This is a genomic window from Paraburkholderia sp. GAS41 (assembly GCF_050436545.1).
Classification (GTDB): domain Bacteria; phylum Pseudomonadota; class Gammaproteobacteria; order Burkholderiales; family Burkholderiaceae; genus Paraburkholderia.
This window is the reverse complement of sequence record NZ_JBNDMK010000009.1, coordinates 207,753-226,791: the sequence shown is the minus strand read 5'-3', so window position 1 is coordinate 226,791 and position 19,039 is coordinate 207,753. Positions and strand designations below refer to the sequence as shown.

The 19,039-nt window shown below is 64.0% G+C and carries 14 protein-coding genes; 7 read left to right on the top strand and 7 right to left on the bottom strand.

What is annotated here, in order from left to right; genetic code table 11:
• Positions 1-116: 116 nt before the first annotated feature.
• Together P3T43_RS15490 and P3T43_RS15485 are read right to left on the bottom strand one after the other, a co-directional pair.
• Positions 117-626 (bottom strand): disulfide bond formation protein B, encoded by a 510-nt coding sequence (locus tag P3T43_RS15490; RefSeq protein ID WP_429281904.1) that lies wholly within the window; start codon positions 624-626, stop codon positions 117-119.
• Positions 627-721: 95 nt separating this feature from the next.
• Positions 722-2,098, bottom strand: coding sequence for an amidase (locus P3T43_RS15485; protein WP_429281903.1), 1,377 nt, complete (start codon positions 2,096-2,098; stop codon positions 722-724).
• A 210-nt stretch (positions 2,099-2,308) separates the two neighbouring features.
• Here P3T43_RS15485 and P3T43_RS15480 point away from each other — a divergent pair, with 210 nt between their 5' ends.
• From P3T43_RS15480 to P3T43_RS15470, 3 genes are all read left to right on the top strand, one after another.
• Entirely contained in the window at positions 2,309-4,066 is a 1,758-nt protein-coding gene (locus tag P3T43_RS15480; protein WP_429281902.1) for a cation:proton antiporter, read from the top strand.
• 139 nt (positions 4,067-4,205) lie between these two features.
• Positions 4,206-5,681 (top strand): gamma-glutamyl-gamma-aminobutyrate hydrolase family protein, encoded by a 1,476-nt coding sequence (locus P3T43_RS15475; protein ID WP_429281901.1) that lies wholly within the window; start codon positions 4,206-4,208, stop codon positions 5,679-5,681.
• Between the two features lie 466 nt (positions 5,682-6,147).
• A complete protein-coding gene (locus P3T43_RS15470) occupies positions 6,148-6,897 on the top strand; it encodes a DUF2968 domain-containing protein (RefSeq protein WP_429281900.1) in 750 nt (249 codons plus the stop codon).
• Positions 6,898-7,002: 105 nt separating this feature from the next.
• On the opposite strand, the gene P3T43_RS15465 is transcribed toward P3T43_RS15470, so the two are convergent.
• Together P3T43_RS15465 and P3T43_RS15460 are read right to left on the bottom strand one after the other, a co-directional pair.
• A complete protein-coding gene (locus P3T43_RS15465) occupies positions 7,003-8,157 on the bottom strand; it encodes a hypothetical protein (protein ID WP_429281899.1) in 1,155 nt (384 codons plus the stop codon).
• Between the two features lie 138 nt (positions 8,158-8,295).
• Entirely contained in the window at positions 8,296-8,835 is a 540-nt protein-coding gene (locus tag P3T43_RS15460; RefSeq protein ID WP_429281898.1) for an N-acetyltransferase family protein, read from the bottom strand.
• A 322-nt stretch (positions 8,836-9,157) separates the two neighbouring features.
• Between P3T43_RS15460 and P3T43_RS15455 the strand changes: the two genes are divergently transcribed.
• Positions 9,158-10,453, top strand: a complete 1,296-nt coding sequence (locus tag P3T43_RS15455) for an MFS transporter (RefSeq protein WP_429281897.1) — start codon at positions 9,158-9,160, stop codon at positions 10,451-10,453.
• 98 nt (positions 10,454-10,551) lie between these two features.
• On the opposite strand, the gene P3T43_RS15450 is transcribed toward P3T43_RS15455, so the two are convergent.
• Positions 10,552-12,399, bottom strand: a complete 1,848-nt coding sequence (locus tag P3T43_RS15450) for a tetratricopeptide repeat protein (protein WP_429281896.1) — start codon at positions 12,397-12,399, stop codon at positions 10,552-10,554.
• Between the two features lie 126 nt (positions 12,400-12,525).
• Between P3T43_RS15450 and P3T43_RS15445 the strand changes: the two genes are divergently transcribed.
• The 3 genes from P3T43_RS15445 (at position 12,526) to P3T43_RS15435 (ending at position 15,783) form a co-directional block, all read left to right on the top strand.
• Entirely contained in the window at positions 12,526-12,849 is a 324-nt protein-coding gene (locus tag P3T43_RS15445) for an ArsR/SmtB family transcription factor (protein ID WP_429281895.1), read from the top strand.
• Complete coding sequence (locus tag P3T43_RS15440; protein WP_429281894.1) at positions 12,846-13,931, top strand: cation diffusion facilitator family transporter; 1,086 nt, start codon at positions 12,846-12,848, stop codon at positions 13,929-13,931. The genes P3T43_RS15445 and P3T43_RS15440 overlap by 4 nt, the downstream gene beginning before the upstream one ends.
• Positions 13,932-14,010: 79 nt before the next feature.
• A complete protein-coding gene (locus P3T43_RS15435; protein WP_429281893.1) occupies positions 14,011-15,783 on the top strand; it encodes an FAD-dependent monooxygenase in 1,773 nt (590 codons plus the stop codon).
• A 31-nt stretch (positions 15,784-15,814) separates the two neighbouring features.
• Here the strand turns inward: P3T43_RS15435 and P3T43_RS15430 are convergent, their stop codons facing one another.
• Together P3T43_RS15430 and fdhF are read right to left on the bottom strand one after the other, a co-directional pair.
• The gene (locus P3T43_RS15430) at positions 15,815-16,066 is read right to left on the bottom strand and encodes a formate dehydrogenase subunit delta (RefSeq protein ID WP_429281892.1); all 252 of its coding nucleotides are present in this window, start codon (positions 16,064-16,066) and stop codon (positions 15,815-15,817) included.
• A gap of 9 nt (positions 16,067-16,075) precedes the next feature.
• Positions 16,076-19,030 (bottom strand): formate dehydrogenase subunit alpha, encoded by a 2,955-nt coding sequence (gene fdhF / locus P3T43_RS15425; protein WP_429281891.1) that lies wholly within the window; start codon positions 19,028-19,030, stop codon positions 16,076-16,078.
• Positions 19,031-19,039: the final 9 nt, after the last annotated feature.

The window sequence follows — 19,039 nt, the reverse complement described above, 5'->3', positions numbered from 1 at the left end:
GGCGGCGCGTCCCAGCGCGGTCCGGCCCGGCGGAGAACCGGGCCCATGGCTGGGAAACTGGACCATGTGAACCTCTGCGGCGGGAAAGCGCATTGGGGCGCAGGCCGCCTGACGGCTCAGGCAATCCGGCGACGATTGCGGATGAGGCTCAACGCGAGGGGCACATACGCGACGAAAAAGGCGAGCAGCGACCATTCCGGCAGGGAAAGGCCAAAAATCGGCGGATAGGCTGTTTCGCACAATCCCGCGACCTTGAACACGCCCGGCAGCCAGTGAGCCGGCGGCAGGCTGTCGACCAGCGGTTGCAGCGCATCGAAACCGCAGCTGAAACCCGGATTCGCCAGCACGTAGACGTGGCGTGCCGCCGTCACGATGCCCGCCAACGCCGAAATCGCGGCTAGCACTTCGAGTAGCCGCACGCCGCGCCAGCTGTTGAAACGCGCGCCGAGGAACGCGAAGATCGCGATCAGCAGAAAGAAGTAGCGCTGCAGAATGCACAGCGGGCATGGGTCTTCGTGCAGGGCGTACTGCATGTACAGCGCGCCGCCAACCAGCGCAACGCAGATCAGACCAAGCAGAACCAGCAGGGAGCGCTCGCGGCGCAGCATCGCATTGTCGTTATTCATGGATCGTGTGGCTGTCGAAAGTCGAAAACCCAAAGGGGTGGGTGTCCGCGATTCTAGCGCGAACACTGCGGCCCTGTTTTTCGTCTGATGGTTTGCTAGCGGATCGTGTTGAGCACCGCTTCGGCGGCCCGGCCGATCGCCAGCAACGCATCGTCACCGTGTGGCGCGCCCGCCAGCATCAGTCCGACCGGCGCGTCGCCACGGCGATGGCAGGGCAGCGAGAGCGCACAGGTATCGAGAAAGTTGAAGGCGCTCGGATTGCGCAGGATCAACGCGTTGGTGCGGCTGAAGACATCGTCGTCATGTACGAGATCGGCTACGCGCGGCGGCACGACCGGCACCGTGGGCGCGACGATCGCGTCGAAGCGTTGCCACAGCCCGCGGGCGGCCTCCAGCAGCGCGGTGCGCTCGGCCACCAGGTCGAGGTAGTCGGCGGCGCTGGCCGGCTGCCCCTTGAGGATGCGTGTCAGCACGCGCGGGTCGTACTGCTCGCGGTGCTTTTCCAGCAACGGGCGATGCCACGCATACGCTTCAATCGACGGAAAACCGAAACGGTTGATCTCCGGCAAGCGCTCGAGCGGTGCAAAACGCACTTCGCTGACGATCGCGCCGGCCGCTTCCAGATGCTTGAGCGCGACGTCGAGCGCGGCTGCCACAGCCGGGTCGACGCCGTCCGTCACATAGTTGGTCAACACGCCGAGCCGTACGCCTTCGAGCGGACGAAGCGCCGGAATACGCGGTTCGAGCCCGGCGAGCATCCGGTCGAGCAGCGCGCAGCAGGCGACCGACACGCCAATCGGTCCGAACGAATCGAGCGTGGTGGAGAGCGGCACGCCGCCTTGCTTCGGGATGCGATCGGCAGTGGGCTTGAAGCCGGTCAGGCCGCACAGCGCCGCCGGGATGCGGATCGAACCGCCCGTGTCGGTGGCGAGCGCGATAGCCGCCATGCCGTCGGCCACCGACGCCGCCGCCCCCGAAGACGAGCCGCCGGACACCCGCTCATCGCCCTTCACGTCACGCTGGTAGGGCGACAGCGGATGGCCGTAGTGCGGATTCAGGCCGAGTCCTGAGAAGGCGAACTCGCTCATGTTCGTGCGCCCGACGATCACCGCGCCAGCCCGTTTCAGGCGCGCCACCGCGACCGCGTCGGCGGCGGCGGGCGGCGCGTCGGTTAGCGCCAGCGAACCGGCGCGCGTCACCTGGCCTTCGATGTCGAACAGGTCCTTGACCGACACCGGAATGCCGGCAAGCGGCGACAGCACCGTGCCGGCGGCACGCAGCCGGTCGTGGCCGTCGGCGGCGGCGCGGGCGCTGTCGGCATCGACATGCATGAAGACGGTCGAGCCCTGGCCGGCCGGATCGGCGATGCGTTCGAGCGCGGTTTCAACGAGCTTGCGGCTGGTGGTGCGGCCCGCGGCCAGCTCGGCAGCGAGCTGGGCGAGCGGCGGAAAGGGCGTGAATTCAGTGGCCATGGTCGTTCAGGTCCGGTTAGATGCGGTTGACGATTAAATCCGGGTGAAGGTCGCAAGAATTGTAGAACAAGGCTTCCCACGCGCCGCAGCGATCGTGCGGCTGCGTTCGGCAACGCGTGCTGCGGAAGTCACGACACGACCCGACCGGCTTGTTACCCGGGTGAGTTACTATCGCTTTTCAATATTACTTTTTGTAAGGAAACTCGGCGTATGCACCACGGTATCGGCTTCATTCAGGACCTGGCGGTGGTCATGGCGCTCGCGGGCGTCGTCACGGTACTGTTTCATCGCCTGAAACAGCCGGTGGTGCTCGGCTACATTGCTGCGGGCGTCATCATCGGCCCCTACACGCCGCCGTTTCAGTTGATCCACGACGAGCAGACCATCCAGACCCTGGGCGAACTCGGCGTCGTGTTCCTGATGTTTTCGCTGGGGCTCGAATTCAGCCTGCGCAAGCTGTTTCAGGTCGGCGCGACGGCGATCGTCGCGGCGCTGTCCGAGATCGTGCTGATGTTGTGGCTCGGTTATGAGATCGGCAGCGCGTTTGGCTGGAATTCGATGGACTCGCTGTTTCTCGGCGCGATCCTGGCGATCTCCTCGACCACGATCATCGTCAAGGCATTGTCCGAGTTGGGTCTCAAGCGCGAAAGCTTCGCGCAACTGGTGTTCGGCATTCTGATCGTCGAGGACATTCTGGCCATTGCCATGCTGGTGCTGCTGTCCGGCATCGCGCAGACCGGTCAGTTGAGCGCGGGTATCGCGCTGATCACGCTCGGCAAGCTATTGCTGTTCATGACCGTGTCGCTGGTGGTGGGCATCCTCGTCGTGCCGCGCGCGCTCAATTACGTGGCCCGCTCGGGCAGCGACGAGATGCTGCTCGTGTCCGTGCTCGGCTTTTGCTTCGGCTTCTGTCTGCTGGTGGTCAAGCTCGACTACAGCATCGCGCTCGGCGCGTTCCTGATCGGCGCGATCATGGCCGAGTCGCGCCATCTGCATCGCATCGAACATCTGATTGCGCCGCTGCGCGACGCCTTTTCGGCGATCTTCTTCGTCACGATCGGCCTGATGCTCAATCCGCATGTGCTGGTCGACTACGCGTGGCCGATCGCGGTCATCACGGTGGCGGTGATCGCCGGCAAGATCGTCTCGTGCGGCCTCGGCACGTTCCTCGCCGGCAAGGACGGGCGCACGGCGATGCGGGTCGGCATGACGGTATCGCAGATCGGCGAGTTCTCGTTCATCATCGCTTCGCTCGGTCTCACACTGAAGGTGACGAGCGCGTTTCTGTACCCGATCGCCGTCGCGGTGTCGGCCTTGACGACGCTCTTCACGCCGTACCTGATCCGTGCGGCCGATCCGCTCACACAGCGGCTCGGCCGCGCGATGCCACGTGCCGTGGTCAACGTGTTCGGCATGTATTCGCAGTGGCTCGGCAGTCTGCGGCCTGCCAGCGACGGCCCGACGCTGTTCGGCATCACGCGCCGGATCGTCCTGCAGATCGCGGTCAACCTCGCGCTGGTGGTGGCGATCTTCCTCGCCGTCACGTACGGCGCGCCGCATGCGAGCACGCTGCTCGCGCATGGATTGCCCTCCGAGCCGATGCAGCGCGTCGTCTTATGGAGCGTGGCGTTGCTGGTGTCGATGCCGTTTCTGGTCGCGGTGTATCGCAAGACCCAATCACTCGCCTTGCTACTCGCGGAGCTCAGCGTGCAGCCGGCCAAGGCGGGACGTTTCAACCGCGCGATCCGCTCGGTGATTTCCGATCTGGTGCCGGTGGTCTCGATGGTGGGCGTGTTCCTGCTGGTGGCGGCGCTCTCGGGCGGCATTCTGCCGCCGACCGGGCTGCTCGTCGCGGTGCTGGTGTGCGCCGCGCTCCTGATGACGCTGCTGTGGCGCTGGTGCGTCAAAATCCACGCGAGCTTGCAGATCGCACTACGCGAAACCTTCGACGAGCAACCCGATCCCTGAATCAACCGGTTGATCGCACCGGCCGACGAGGGTGAGACAACAATGTGAGCAATTGTGTGCCGGTTTGCCGCGCCTCGCCCGGTAGCGGATAATCGGTCCATATCCATCCGTTCGCGTGGAAGGCGCCAGTCCGACAGTCATGAGCGAAAACAAGCCAGAGAATGCCGGTACGCCCGGCACCCCGTCCCCGTCCGGCACGCCGGCTGAGGTTTCGAAGCCCGACGTCTCACTGCCCGCGGGTTCAGCGCCCGAGACAACGCCCGCCTCTGCGCAGGTCTCCTTGCCCGTCTCGCATGAGGACGCCATCCAGTCGCCTCTGAAAGATCTGCCTGCCCAAGCTGGCGCGCCTTCGAAGGCGGCTGAAGAAGCGGCCGTGCGCTCGTCGACCGACGATCCCGCCAGCGCGTCGAGCGTCACTCCCGTGGATACCGCTGAGGCCCAGCAACGCGATGCCGCCGAAGCGCGGGCGTCTGCGGCTGAGTCGACGGCGCAACAGGAGGGCTACGCGCAGCAGGAAGCTCAAACAAAGCAGATGCGCGATGCTGCGCGCGCGGGGACGCCAGCTGCTGCAGCGGTATCGGCACCGGCGTCTGAAGCTGCGAACGCGAACGGTGCGAGCGTGTCGCCGCCTGCCTCCGGCGCGCGGGCTGGCAGTACGGTGCCGCCCGGCTTTGGCGCGGCTCCCGATTTCACGGCCACGAACCCGCCGCCGCCGAACGCGTTGCCGCCGTCCCCGCCGCGCTATCTGAAGCAGACCGACTCGGCCTGGTCCGTGTTCGGCCGCATCATCGCGGCGCGGGCTCGGCAGATCTTCGACCGGGCAGGGCGACGGATCACCCAGCGGACGTTGCGGATCGGTGTATCGGCGCGGATCTTCCACCCGGAGCCGGGTGCCAAAGGCTTGCGCGGCAAGACGCTGCAATATCTCGAAGAATCGATTGCGCACTGGGTCATGTCGCGCGACGTGCTGGTTTTCATGATCCCGACCGTCGGCCACCAGGGCATGCTGCATCCGAGCAACATCCGGCTGCGCGACTACGCGAAGAATCTCGACGGCCTGTTGTTGCAGGGCGGCGCGGATGTGTCACCGCAGTCCTATGCGGAACAGGCGACGAGCCCCGAATGGCCCGGCGATCGGGTGCGGGACATGTACGAACTGGAACTGCTGCACGAATTCATCGAATCCGGCAAGCCGGTGCTGGGCGTGTGCCGGGGCTGTCAACTGATCAACGTGGCGTTTGGCGGGACGCTTTACCAGGACATCGCCACGGACGTACCGACCGCCGGCGCGCACGTCAACGAACACTACGATCAACATCGCCACGGCATTCATTTTCCGGACGGCTCGACACTGGTCAACATGTTTCCGGGCCGTCGTGACGCGATCGTCAATTCGATCCACCATCAGGCGGTCAAGACGCTCGGTCGCGATCTCAATATTGAAGCCGTGTCGGCAGCGGACGGCATCATCGAAGCGGTTCGCTATCGACGCGCGCCGTTCGTGATGGGCGTGCAGTGGCACCCTGAGTTTCACCGTGCGGGTGGTCCGGAGTTGCTGGACTGCACGCCACTGCTCGATACGTTTTTGCGCGTGGCGCGCGAAACGCGGTTCTAGAAAAGCGTTCGCAGCAACCCTCTCGTCGCGCTCGAAGCAGTGGCATAAAGGCGGCTCCGTTTTCGTACGGGGCCGTTTTGTTTTATGTGGATACCGCTTCGATCATGGCTTGAAGGGGCTGTCGCTGTGCGTTGCTTTAATCAGATAATCAGTTGTGCAATATAAGATGTGGCACTTGTGAGCGATGAAATTTCACGCAGCATCCATCTCTATTTGGCAGGCAGGTTTAACGCGGATCCGATTGGATTTTCCGGGCAATTTTTCGTGACTTCATGCGGTTTATTGTTTCTTTTTTAGTGCATCAAGCGGGATACTTTTTCGCGATGCATCGATCCGTTTGATAGAACCTTAAGATGACTATCTATCTCGATTTAAAGTGTTGTGACGCGACACAGTAACGCTTCGCTTGACCGCCATTCCGCGCGATAATCCCCGGCTGTCTGGAATTCGCATGGAGCATGCAAGTATGAAGTACCTCTTAACTGTGCGGCGCGCAATGTTGCTCGCGACCACGTGTGCGCTGCTGCAGCATGGTGGTCCCGTGCTGGCAGGAGGGAGCGCGGGAGCATCGGATCCGGTGCCGGTCGTCGGGACGCGTCCGGCCATGAATGCGCTGACGCCGCAGCCGGTTGCTGCGGCATTGCAGGTGGCTTCAGGTATCAACGGTGCCAGTGGTTCCGGTGGTGTCGGCGATATGGGCGGGGATGCGCAAGGCAACGTCGCCGAACTGATGCAAATGATCCACGACTCGCAACTCACCGAGTTACGCACCACGTACAACGGCAGCTATGGTGCAAGTCTGTTCTTCTATCCGCAGGAAATGACGTACTACATAGCGTTGTTTCAAGATAAGCATTTCTGGCGAGTGATCAAGTCGCAGGACGACGTTCGCGCCGAGGCTGTCTACGCAGGCTTCGTGCAGCAGACCTCGCAACTGGCCGAGGTGGAGATCCGTCGTACTCAGTTGCAGGCGCAAAAGGCGTTTATTCAGGATGTAATCGCGTTGTCCGAAAAGCGCGCGCAGCGCCTGCAGGCCGATCTCGAAGTGGCGCGCACGCAGCAGGCCAAGGTCAACGATTATCAACGCCAGGCGCAAAGCGAGGCGGTTGCATTGCGGGCCGAGAAGGAGAGGGCTCAGACCCAGTTGCGCGAGGTGCAGAATCAGGTGCAGCAACTGCAGCGTCAGAACGAGTCGGGGTTGCCGGCGCCGCGTTGAGTTGGCTGGCGTTCGCTTTCTGCTTCATGCAAACAGCCCGGCAATTTCCCGGGCTGTTTGCTTATGCGCGACGGTTTTGTCGGAGGGCGAGCATTGTCGCTGGCGTCATTCCGCGAACTGCTCGGGGACTTCGGTGACGCGGCGATGCGTCAGGTGTTTTAGCCATTCGGAATTGTCTGTGCCAACGGCGGCACTGTGGGGCGCGGAACGTGGCTGGGCAATGTCGCGTAAATGCGTGCCCGCCGACATCGTGATGGAAGCGTACTCGTCGATGCCGAGCGCGGCCGGAACGACTGGCGAAAATCCGCCTGCAGCCGAGGGTTTGGCCCACCGCCTTGCGCGGACCTCGCCGGTTGCTTGTCGTGGCGCAGCGTTGGACGAAGCCGTTACGCTTGGCTCTTGTTGTTGTTTGACCCGGGCAGACTCTGGGACGACATTGCGCGGTTTGCGGCGCGCAGTGCTTACTTGTGACCGCAGCGTGTGATCTAGGTTGCCGGCATCCGTCATAAGCAGGCGCCGTGTGGCGGATGTGCGGGTTGATTCTGCGGTGTCGGTGGGATCAACAGTTGGCCCTGCAAGGCGAGCCGCGCCGTTGCGATTCGGTGCAAGAGGTATTGGGCTCGGCGTTCGCGTGTCCCTTGCAGACGCACCACGCCCACGCCCCACCACCGGACCTTGTTGGGTCGCGTAATGCGTGCCGCGATGCTGCGACAGATGATGGCTTGCCAACCAGGCAAGCACGGCGGCGCCGCCCAGCGCGCACGCACCGCCCGCCAATGCCGTCCAGCGATAGGCCGAGCCGTGCCGCGCGATGTTTGCGTCTACCGCGATCTCGGCGTGAACGCGTGCGGGCGTATCCTGGGTTTCGGGTCTATCACGACTGACAGCGGCCACCGGCGTGCGCCGAGGGTCCCAGCGGCACACCGAAAGAATGGCCGCGGCATTGAGGCAAAACGTGCGCAGGATGGCCGCGTAGAGTGCCTTCAGTTCCGTGCGCACACTGGCATGGGGTGGGAGCAACGCCCAGTCGCGACCGAACGGTGCCGGTAAATGGTCGAGAGGCCGCAGCCGTGGCATGGCCGTCGCGCCTTCGATCAGGGTGAGGGGGATAGTTGTCGACATCGGTCTCTCGCAACGCCTCTTGATGGAATGTAGCCTCGGAGCGATGTTGACGAAATGCGCATCAACCGGGGCGCCCATGTCGGCGCCCCGGCATCGTGCGACGTTTCGCTGCGCAACCGCCGAGGTGCGGTCGATCATGGGGTTCAAGAGAGATGGCGTCGATCGGACTAATCCGAAAGAAAATGCGCGGACCGGATAGCCTGGACGGTTCACCGGCAGTGCGTCATACACGCCGGAAAAGACCGCGGGCCGACGGCTACATCGGCTGCGTCGATCTCAATCCTTGCTGGAAGCGTGATCCAGTCGATACACGTAGCGCAACGCGGTGATATCCACGCCGCCCATGAAATCGGGCTCCGCGCCCGCAAACTGCCAGCCCTGACGTTCGTAAAAACGGATGGCGGGGGTATTGCCTTCCAGCACGTACAGATACAGCTGGCTTTCGCCTTGCTCGCGTGCCCAGTCGACGGCCGCCGCCATCAGCAGCGTGCCGACACCCATTCCCTGATGGCCCGGCAGCGCGTGCAGGTTATCGAGCAAGACGCCCCATGCGGAGTCAGGCTGCCGTTCGAAGCACGCAAATCCGATTGGCTCACAAGCGATTTCGACGATCATCACCTTGCGCCGTTCCGAACCCGGCGCGTTGAGACGCGCCTGCCAGTACGCGGCGCGTTCGCGCGCCACCTCGCCGTCGAGGAAGGCGTCGGGCAGCAGGCCGCGATAGGTGGCTTGCCAGCTGGCGGAGTGGATCGATGCGATCAGATCGGCGTCCGCCGCTGTGCCGGGGCGCAAAGATAAAGCGCGGGTAGTGGACATCTGTTCAACAGTCACGGAAAGAGCGTCTCAGAAGGGCGTACAGCGAGTGTACTGCGAGCGCCGCCAAGGGGCGCGATCAGTGTGTCTATAACCTGCAGGCTTGCGGCAGGACAGGTAACATTCCGTCTCGCAGGCGTCGCGTCGGTACGCTTAGGTATCCGCGGATACCGCGGCAATCGGTGGGGCAGCAAAAAGCACGCCGCCGGCGCCTACGTTCCAGGTTTTCCCTCGCCAGTGGCATCTGCTCGCGGACGCGGTGAAGTGTGGTCAACTGCCCAATCATGCCGGAGTCCATCCGGCGGTGGGCCAATTCGAGAGTGTCATGTCTACTGCGTCTCACCCCTCTTCCAGAGAATCGAAGGTCCGGACGGTGTTCCGCGTCGTCAGCGGCAACTTTCTGGAGATGTACGATTTCATGGTCTATGGCTATTACGCTTCGGCGATTGCCAAGACCTACTTCCCGACCGGCAACGACTTCGCTTCGCTGATGCTGTCCTTGTCGGTATTCGGTGCAGGCTTCCTGATGCGGCCGCTCGGCGCCATCATCCTCGGCGCCTATATCGACCATCACGGCCGGCGCAAAGGTCTGATGCTCACGCTCGGGTTGATGGCGCTCGGCACCCTGACGGTCGCCGCTATTCCAGGTTACTCCACCATCGGCATGCTGGCGCCAGCGCTTGTGTTGCTGGGTCGCCTGCTGCAGGGCTTCTCGGCCGGCGTGGAACTGGGCGGCGTGTCGGTCTACCTGTCGGAGATCGCGACCAAAGGCAACAAGGGCTTCTATTGTTCGTGGCAGTCGGGCAGCCAGCAGGTTGCCGTGGTGTTCGCGGCGCTGATCGGCGTGTTCCTGAATCAGCTGCTGCCGGCTGACCAGATGGGCGCGTGGGGTTGGCGCGTGCCGTTCCTGATCGGTTGCCTGATCGTGCCGTTCCTGTTCCTGATCCGCCGTTCGTTGCAGGAAACCGAAGAGTTTGCGGCGCGCAAGCATCGTCCGAGCATGGGCGAGATCATGAAATCGATGCTCGAAAACTGGAGCATCGTGCTCGGTGGCATGGGCATGGTCATCATGACCACGGTGTGCTTCTACATGATCACGGCTTACACGCCGACCTTCGGCAGGGAAGTGCTGAAGCTGTCGTCGCTCGACGCGCTGGTCGTGACGGTCTGTATCGGATTGTCGAATCTGGTCTGGCTGCCGCTCTCCGGCGCGGTCTCGGATCGGGTCGGGCGTCGTCCGGTGCTGCTGGTGTTCACCATCCTGACGATTCTCACGGCCTATCCGGCGGTGCAATGGCTGGTGAGCGAACCGTCGTTCGCGCGCCTGCTGGTGGTCGAACTGTGGCTCTCGTTCCTGTACGCCAGCTATAACGGGGCGATGGTGGTGGCATTGACCGAGGTGATGCCGGTCGAAGTCCGTACCGCGGGCTTTTCGCTCGCCTACAGTCTTGCGACGACGATCGGCGGTTTCACGCCGGCAATCTCCACGCTGCTGATCCATATGACCGGCAATAAGGCCGCACCGGGCTTGTGGCTCGGTCTCGCGGCAATCTGCGGCCTGATTGCGACGCTCGTGCTGTACCGCACGCCGGAATCGCGCAACCAGTACCGTACGGCCTGAACGCCGCGGGGTTGTTCCGCAAAAAAGCCCCCACACTTTTGCGAGTGTCGGGGCTTCGTTCCTGGCGCGCCTCAACGCCCGTGGGGCTTCCCGATCTGTTAGACGTTTCGTAATTCCTGCGCGACTGTCGCGACCACGGCGTCCCACGCACCCGGTTGCGGCTGACGCACGAGACGCGTGGCGGGATACCACGCGCTGCGCGGTTCGTCGACGGACCAGCGCCAGTCGGCGGCAAACGGCAGCATCAGCCAGAGCGGCTTGCGCATTGCGCCGCTCAGGTGGGCGATAGACGTGTCGATCGAGACGACCGCGTCGAGATGTTCGATGATCGCCGCCGTGTCCGCGAAATCGCCGATGCGCTGGTCGAAGCGGTGAATGGCGCCAGCGTGCGGATGCGCGTCGAGGATCGCGCACTCCGCCGCGCTGAGATTCGGTTGCAGGATGATCCAGTCGATACCCTCGAGCGCGAACAGCGGTTCGAGCGCGGCGAGCGGCATGGTGCGGTTCTCGTGCTGCTGGATGCGGCCGGACCATGCGAGACCGATCTTGCGTTTGGCGTGACCGCCGAGCGAGCCGCGCCATTTGCGCCGATAGGCGGGCGGCACGCTGAGGTACGGCGTGCGGGCCGGAATGGTTTCGGCGTTCATGTCGAGTGCGAGCGGCAAGCTCAGCAACGGGCATTGCAGATCAGCCGGCGGGCGCGGGGTGCCCTGCGCGATCAGCGTGACGCGCCACTCGGCCGCGGCAGGCACGAGAATCGGCACGAGTTGCGGTTGGACTTCCAGCACCACGCGCGCTGCACGCTGCGCCACGATCGGTACGAAACGCACGAATTGCAGCGTGTCGCCGAAGCCCTGTTCGGCATGTACGAACAGGGTGCGGTTTTCGATCGGCTCGCCTTGCCAGCGCGGCAGCGTCTGCGGCGCACGCTGTGCCATGGTCTTGAGGCGCCATTCGTATTCGGGCAGTCCGCGCGCGAAGTCGCCGAGGGTAAGCCACGCGAGTGCCCGGTTCATATGGGCGGACGCCAGATCGGGCCGCAACCGCAAGGCCTGATCGAATGCGCGCACCGCTGCCGCGTGCGCGCCGAGCGCATGGTGCGTGGTGCCGAGGCTGAGCCACGCCAGCGCGAACTTCGGATCGAGACCCACCACGAGTTCGAAACGCGGCAGCGCCTCCTTGTGACGTCCCAATGCGGCAAGCGAATTCCCCAGGCCGTACAGCGCCGGCGGAAATTGCGGCTGCAAGGCCAGCACGACTTCGAATGCGCCGAGCGCCTGTTCGTACTGACCGGTGGCGTCGAGCGTGTTGGCGAGGTTGAAGTGCGCGGCGACAAAGCGCGGCTGCGCGGAGATCGCGGCACGAAACTGTGCGACGGCTTCGTCGGACTGGCCGAGCGCATTGAACGCCATGCCGAGATTGTTGTGCGCGCCGCCGTGGCCCGGATGCAGTTCGAGCGCGCGGCGGAACGAGGCAATCGCTTCGTCGTGGTGCCCGAGCGCATGCAGTGCGTTGCCCAGGTTGTTATGCGTCGACGCGTTATCCGGTTGCAGGCGCAACGATTTGCGGAACGCGTCCGCCGCGTCTTCGTGGCGACCTGTCGCGGCGTAAGCGTTGCCGAGGTTGTAGTGCGCCAGTGGAAACGCCGGCGCAAGCGTGAGCGCGTTGCGAAAGCGCTCGATCGCGCCGTCGAGTTGTCCCAGTGCCTTGAGCGCATTGCCGAGATTCAGCTGCAGCGCGGCGTCCTGCGGGCGCAGATCCACCGCGCGGCCGACGAGGTCGGCAGCTTCGGCATGCTGACCGAGCTGGTGGCGCAGTACGCCCAGCAGGTGCAGCGCATCGACATGCGCGGGATCGATATCGAGTGCGGCGCGATAGCCGCGCTCGGCATCGTCGAGGCGGCCGTCACGATGCGCCGCGTAGGCGCTTTCAAACAGGGGTTCCATGACGGGAAGGGCGAGTCTTGTAAGGCAAACGCCGCATTTTCCCACACTCGCCGCGTTCCACCCATCGATTGACGGTTGGGCGCTTGATCTATAACATGTGAACAACTGTTCATATGTTTGTCGACGATGCTACCCGAATTCAATGATGACCGTGTCGTGCCGCTTGCCGAGCTGTTCCGCCTGCTCGGCGATCCGAGCCGTCTGCGTATCGTGCTTGCGTGCGTGGAGGAACCTCGCGCGGTGGGTGCGATTGCCGGGTCGCTCGGCTTCTCGCCATCGCTCGTGAGCCATCATCTGCGCCTGTTGCGCGCGGCGCGGATCGTGCGCGCCGCGCGCCAGGGCAAGCAGGTGTTCTACCTCGCGGCGGACCGCCACATCAGCGGCATGCTCGCGGGCATGCTGGAACATGTGGCGGAGCCGGTGACCGAGCTTGCCCTGGACCCGTCATGAATACAGAGACCCACAACCATAACCACGGTCACGACCATGACCATGACCATGACCATGACCATGACCATGACCATGACCATGACCATGACCATGACCACGGCCATAAGCACAGCCATAAGCACAGCCATAAGCACAGCCATAAGCACAGCCATAAGCACAGCCATAAGCACAGCCATGGCGGCCACCATCACCATCACGCGCCGGTTGCGGGTCAGGGGCGCGCGTTCGCGATCGCTGTCGTACTGAACCTCGTCATTGTCCTGATTCAGGGCATTTACGGCGTGATCGCCCATTCGACCGCGCTACTCGCCGATGCCGGCCACAACCTGTCCGATGTGCTCGGTCTGCTGCTCGCCTGGGGCGCCACGTGGCTCACCACACGGCGCCCGTCGGCGCGCTACACCTTCGGCTACGGTAGCACCTCGATCCTCGCCTCGCTGGTGAATGCCGGGTTGCTGCTGTTTGCGTGCGGCGTAATTGTCACGGAAGCGATTGGCCGTCTGATGAACCCTGGACCCGTTGCCGGGCTGACCGTGTTCATCGTCGCCACCGTCGGCATGCTGGTCAACGGGTTCTCCGCGTGGCTCTTCATGCGCGGCCAGAAGGAAGACCTCAACATTCGCGGCGCCTTTCTCCACATGGCCGGCGACGCGCTGATCTCAGCGGCGGTCGCGGTGAGCGGCCTCGTCATTCTCGGCACGAACTGGACCTGGCTCGACCCGGTGATGAGTCTGATCGTCGTGGCTGTGATCGTGTACGGTACGTGGGGCCTGCTGCGCGATTCGGTGCGGCTCGCCCTCGATGCCGTTCCTGCCGACGTCGACTTGCAGCGCATTCGCGAGTATCTTGCCGCCCAGCCGGGCGTCACCGATGTCCACGACCTCCACGTGTGGGCGCTATCCACCACCGGCAACGCACTGAGCGCGCATCTCGTGATCCCAGGTGGCCATCCCGGCGACGCGGCGGTTGACGCGATCGTGTTCACGCTGCGCGAAGAATTTTCGATGCAGCACGCCACGCTGCAGGTCGATCTGGGGACGACCCATCATCATTGCTCCCTCGAACACCCGCGCGCACGTTGACCCGCGTTTGCCGCAGTGCACCCGCAGGCAGTGGGGCAGCGGCGTACACTAGGCGGCATGTTGGTCTCCGGAGTTCTGCATGGCCGCCGCCTCATACGACGCGTCGCCGGTGCTGATCGTTGGGGCGGGCCCAACCGGGCTAGCTGCCGCAATGAGTCTCGCGCGCGCGCACATTCCCGTGCGTCTGATCGACAAGGCGTTGCAGCCGGACCCTCATTCGCGGGCTATCGGCATTCAGGCGCGTACGCTGGAACTGCTTGAACAGCATCGTCTGATCGAGCCGTTTCTCGAACTGGGCCATCGGACTCGCGCGGCGAATCTCTATTCCAATGGCCAACGTCTTGCGCGCCTCGACTTCGATCCGCTGCAGACGCGCTATCCGTACGTGCTGTTCCTCGATCAGGCCGTCACCGAACGCCTGCTGACCGAGCATCTGACGACGCTTGGCGTCAGCATCGAGCGTGGCGTCGAGTTGACGGAGTTCGTGCAGGGATCGGCCGGCCTCAGCGCGACGCTGCAGCGCACCGACGGGCGCAGCGAAACCGTGCATCCGCCTTACCTGATCGCGGCAGATGGTGCGCACAGCGCAATCCGCCACCGCCTCGGCATGAGCTTCGCCGGCAAGACCTTCGAGCAGACCTTCCTGCTGGCCGATCTATATGCCGAGACGAACTGGTCCGACGACGAACTGCAAATTTTTGCCTCGGGCGAGGGTCTCGCAGCGCTGTTTCCGATGGGCGCGGGGCGCTATCGTCTGATTGCGGATCATCCGGCGATGCCGGCCGCCGCGCGCACCGCTGAGGCGCGATCCGACCCGGGCTCATTGAACGGCGCGAGTGCGCAAGGCGCATCAGGCGGCGACGCTTCTCCCTCTGCGCCTGCCGCCGCGGTACCCGCACCTACGATCGACGAATGCCGCGCGCTCGCCGCACGGCGCATGCATCATCCGGTGAAGTTCGACGACCTGAAGTGGTCGGCGCATTTTCATCTGAACAGCCGGATGGTCGAACAATTGCGAGTCGGGCGCGTGTTCCTTGCCGGTGACGCGGCGCACGTGCATAGCCCGGCCGGTGCGCAGGGAATGAACACGGGGATTCAGGAAGCGTTCAACCTGGGCTGGAAGCTCGCCCGCGTGATGAAGGGCCACGCGCCGGACCGGCTACTCGACTCCTATCACCTGGAGCGGCATCCGATCGAGCGCGACGTGTTGCGGCAGACGAGTTTTGTCACCCACATGGCCGAAGCCGATCACGGGCCGCTCAAACTGCTGCGCGAGCGCGTCATGCCGGCGCTTGCCGCGCTGGGTCCGCTGCGCGATGCCGCGCGTCTCACGGTAAGCGAGCTGGCGATTCAATATCGGCGCAGTCCGCTCACGCTCGAACGGGTGCTCGACGGCGGCCCGCGCGCCGGGGAGCGGGCGCCGGATGCGCTGGTGCATGTCGTGGACGGGCCGCTTGGGCGCGCGCCCGGTATTGGCTGCATTTTCGATCTGCACGATCCGGCATTTTTCTCGCTGTTTTTGCTGGTTGCACCGGCCGATGCCAACGAAGCGCCGCTCGACCCGGCCGCCAGTCTCAAGGCGACGCGCCACGCGGATCTCGACCGCCTGAGTGAAGCCGTCGATCGACTTTTGCCGGGCGCGGTGCGGATCTGGCGTGTCAGCGATACGACCGGCGAGGGCGCGCCGTCGCTGTCCGAGTCGTATGGACGTACCCGGCCGGCGTTCTACCTGATGCGCCCGGACGGGTATATCAGCGTCCGCGGCCGGCCAGCGTCCGATCTGAACGCCTTGCTGCGCCACTGCGAGGCGTGGTTTGCGCGGAGTGTGACACCGGAGCCGGCAGCCAGTTAGCGTCGCATACGCGGCGCCGCGGTGTCTCGCTTCATGCGACCGGAGCCGCCGCCGGTGTCAGCTTGTCGCGGTTCGCCAGCAGCGCTTCCTTGACGATGGCCGACATCTGAATCCCGCCCGCATCGGGCCGGTCGAGCGTGGCCAGCAGCGCGCGCCGCATGCGCGGCTCCCAGAAGCGGCGAATATGATCGGCGATGCTGGCGAGCGCTTCTTCGCGGTCCGGCATCGAATCGAAAAATTCGCCGATCCGGTTCGCCATGTCGATCAGGTTCTGTTCATCCATGGCGTTCCCTTATTTGCCCGACGTTGCATTGGCCAACTCGCGCTGCCGCAGCAAATCGAGCTGCTCGGTATTGAAACGCGAATAGTCTTTTTGCCATTGCGACGGTTGTTCGACCGGCATCACCTGCACGGCCGTCACCTTGTATTCCGGGCAATTGGTGGCCCAGTCGGAACTCTCCGTCGTAATCACGTTGGCGCCGGACTCGGGGAAGTGGAACGTCGTATAGACGACGCCCGGTTGCATCCGTTCGGTCACCTTGGCGCGCAACACGGTTTGCCCGGCACGCGATTCGATCCCGACCCAGTCGTCCACCTTGATGCCGCGTTCTTCGGCATCGTGTGGATGAATTTCGAGCCGGTCTTCGTCGTGCCAGCGCGAGTTTTCAGTGCGCCGCGTTTGCGCCCCCACGTTGTATTGCGACAGGATGCGTCCGGTCGTGAGGATCAGCGGGAATTTGCGCGTGACCTTTTCCGGCGAGGCAATGAACTTCGTGATGACGAATTTACCCTTGCCGCGCACGAAGGTATCGATGTGCATGGTGGGCGTGCCGTCCGGTGCGTTCTCATTGCACGGCCACTGGATGCTGCCGGCCTGATCGAGCTTCGCATACGACACGCCGTGGAAGGTCGGCGTGAGGCGCGCGATCTCGTCCATGATGTCGGACGGATGCGCGTAGTCCATTTCGTAGCCGAGCGCACGCGAGAGCAGCAACGTGACTTCCCAGTCGGCGTAGCCGGCAAGCGGCGGCATGACCTTGCGGACGCGCGAAATGCGGCGCTCCGCGTTGGTGAAGGTGCCGTCCTTTTCGAGGAACGTGGAACCCGGCAGCAGCACGTGGGCATGCTTCGCGGTTTCGTTCAGGAAGATATCCTGCACGACGATGCATTCCATCGACGACAGCGCGGCCGACACGTGATGCGTATTTGGATCCGACTGCACGATGTCTTCGCCCTGGCAGTAGAGTCCCTTGAAGCTGCCGTCGAGCGCGGCGTCGAACATGTTGGGAATGCGCAGACCGGGTTCCGGTTGCAGCGTGACGTGCCAGGCTTCTTCGAACTCCCCACGCACGACCGGATCGCTAATATGGCGGTAGCCCGGCAGTTCGTGCGGGAACGAGCCCATGTCGCAGGAACCCTGCACGTTGTTCTGGCCGCGCAGCGGATTCACACCCACCCCTTCGCGGCCGATGTTGCCCGTGGCCATCGCGAGGTTCGCAATGCCCATCACCATGGTCGAACCTTGCGCGTGCTCGGTGACGCCGAGGCCGTAGTAAATCGCGGCGTTGCCGCCCGTTGCGTAGATGCGAGCCGCGGCTCGCACGTGCTCGGCGGGCACGCCGGTGATATCCGCGGTGGCTTCCGGCGCGTTTTCCGGCAGCGCGACGAACGCACGCCATTGATCGAACGCGCGGCTTTCGCAGCGCTCGGCGATAAACGCTTCGTTGAGCAAACCTTCAGTGACGATCACATGGGCGAGCGCATTGACGACCGCGACGTTCGTACCCGGTCGCAATTGCAGATGATGCGAGGCCTTCACGTGCGGCGTGTCGACGATATCGATGCGGCGCGGATCGACGACGATCAGCTTCGCTCCTTCACGAATGCGGCGCTTCAGACGCGAGCCGAACACCGGATGACCGTCGGTCGGATTGGCGCCGATCACCATGATGACATCGGCCTTGTCGACGGAGGCGAACGTCTGTGTGCCGGCCGATTCGCCGAGCGTCGTCTTCAGACCGTAGCCGGTTGGCGAGTGACACACGCGCGCACAGGTGTCGACATTGTTGTTGCCGAACGCGGCGCGCACGAGCTTCTGCACCAGGTAGGTTTCTTCGTTCGTGCAGCGCGACGAGGTGATCCCGCCGATCGAATCGCGGCCGTGTTTCGCCTGAATGCGGCGGAATTCCGAGGCGGCATAACTGAGTGCTTCTTCCCAGCTGACTTCGCGCCACGGGTCCGTGATCTTCGCGCGGATCATCGGCTTCGTGATGCGGTCCTTGTGCGTGGCATAGCCCCACGCAAAGCGGCCCTTCACGCACGCGTGGCCCTCATTGGCGTGGCCATTCTTGTTCGGCACCATGCGCACCACCTGGCTGCCCTTCATCTCCGCCTTGAACGAGCATCCAACGCCGCAATACGCGCAAGTGGTCACGACGGAGTGCTCCGCCTGGCCGAGCATCACGACGGTCTTTTCCTGCAGTGTCGCAGTGGGGCACGCAGCGACGCACGCACCGCACGAAACGCATTCCGATTCCATGAACGGCTGGTTCGCGCTAGCCGCGACGCGCGATTCGAAGCCGCGTCCGGCGATCGTCAGTGCGAAGGTGCCCTGGGTTTCTTCACAGGCACGCACGCAGCGGTTGCAGACGATGCACTTGGACGGGTCGTAGGTGAAGTACGGATTCGATTCGTCCTTTTTGTCCTTCAGATGGTTGGCGCCTTCGAAGCCGTAGCGCACTTCGCGCAGTCCCGTCACGCCGGCCATGTCCTGCAGTTCGCAGTCGCCGTTGGCGGGGCAGGTGAGGCAGTCGAGCGGGTGATCGGAGATGTACAGCTCCATCACATTGCGGCGCAGCGACTGCAGACGATCGGTCTGCGTGCGGACTTTCATGCCCGCTTCGACGGGCGTCGTGCATGAGGCCGGATAACCACGCTTGCCTTCGATCTCGACGAGACACAGACGGCATGAACCGAACGGTTCGAGCGAATCGGTGGCGCACAGCTTCGGTACGTTGACCCCGGCTTCGATGGCCGCGCGCATCACGGACGTGCCGGCAGGGACGGTGACCGCCTCGCCGTCGATTTCTAGCGTGACGTCGACATCGGCGTGGCGCAGTGGCGTGCCGTAATCGGTGTCGTCGTAAGGCGAGCGGGTTAGGGTGCTGCGTTGCACCTGTGCCTGCGATTTGCACGCGCAGTTTGCCGAGCCGCAGCCGCCGGTGGAGGATTTAGGCAGGTCGGACATGGTGGGCTC

Coding starts and splice junctions, on each gene's coding strand:
- P3T43_RS15430 (WP_429281892.1), bottom strand. CDS start 16,066: ATGGATGAACAGAACCTGATCGACATGGCGAACCGGATCGGCGAATTT.
- P3T43_RS15465 (WP_429281899.1), bottom strand. CDS start 8,157: ATGATCGACCGCACCTCGGCGGTTGCGCAGCGAAACGTCGCACGATGC.
- P3T43_RS15435 (WP_429281893.1), top strand. CDS start 14,011: ATGGCCGCCGCCTCATACGACGCGTCGCCGGTGCTGATCGTTGGGGCG.
- P3T43_RS15485 (WP_429281903.1), bottom strand. CDS start 2,098: ATGGCCACTGAATTCACGCCCTTTCCGCCGCTCGCCCAGCTCGCTGCC.
- P3T43_RS15480 (WP_429281902.1), top strand. CDS start 2,309: ATGCACCACGGTATCGGCTTCATTCAGGACCTGGCGGTGGTCATGGCG.
- P3T43_RS15450 (WP_429281896.1), bottom strand. CDS start 12,399: ATGGAACCCCTGTTTGAAAGCGCCTACGCGGCGCATCGTGACGGCCGC.
- P3T43_RS15460 (WP_429281898.1), bottom strand. CDS start 8,835: ATGTCCACTACCCGCGCTTTATCTTTGCGCCCCGGCACAGCGGCGGAC.
- P3T43_RS15475 (WP_429281901.1), top strand. CDS start 4,206: ATGAGCGAAAACAAGCCAGAGAATGCCGGTACGCCCGGCACCCCGTCC.
- P3T43_RS15470 (WP_429281900.1), top strand. CDS start 6,148: ATGAAGTACCTCTTAACTGTGCGGCGCGCAATGTTGCTCGCGACCACG.
- P3T43_RS15490 (WP_429281904.1), bottom strand. CDS start 626: ATGAATAACGACAATGCGATGCTGCGCCGCGAGCGCTCCCTGCTGGTT.
- P3T43_RS15445 (WP_429281895.1), top strand. CDS start 12,526: ATGCTACCCGAATTCAATGATGACCGTGTCGTGCCGCTTGCCGAGCTG.
- P3T43_RS15440 (WP_429281894.1), top strand. CDS start 12,846: ATGAATACAGAGACCCACAACCATAACCACGGTCACGACCATGACCAT.
- P3T43_RS15455 (WP_429281897.1), top strand. CDS start 9,158: ATGTCTACTGCGTCTCACCCCTCTTCCAGAGAATCGAAGGTCCGGACG.
- fdhF (WP_429281891.1), bottom strand. CDS start 19,030: ATGTCCGACCTGCCTAAATCCTCCACCGGCGGCTGCGGCTCGGCAAAC.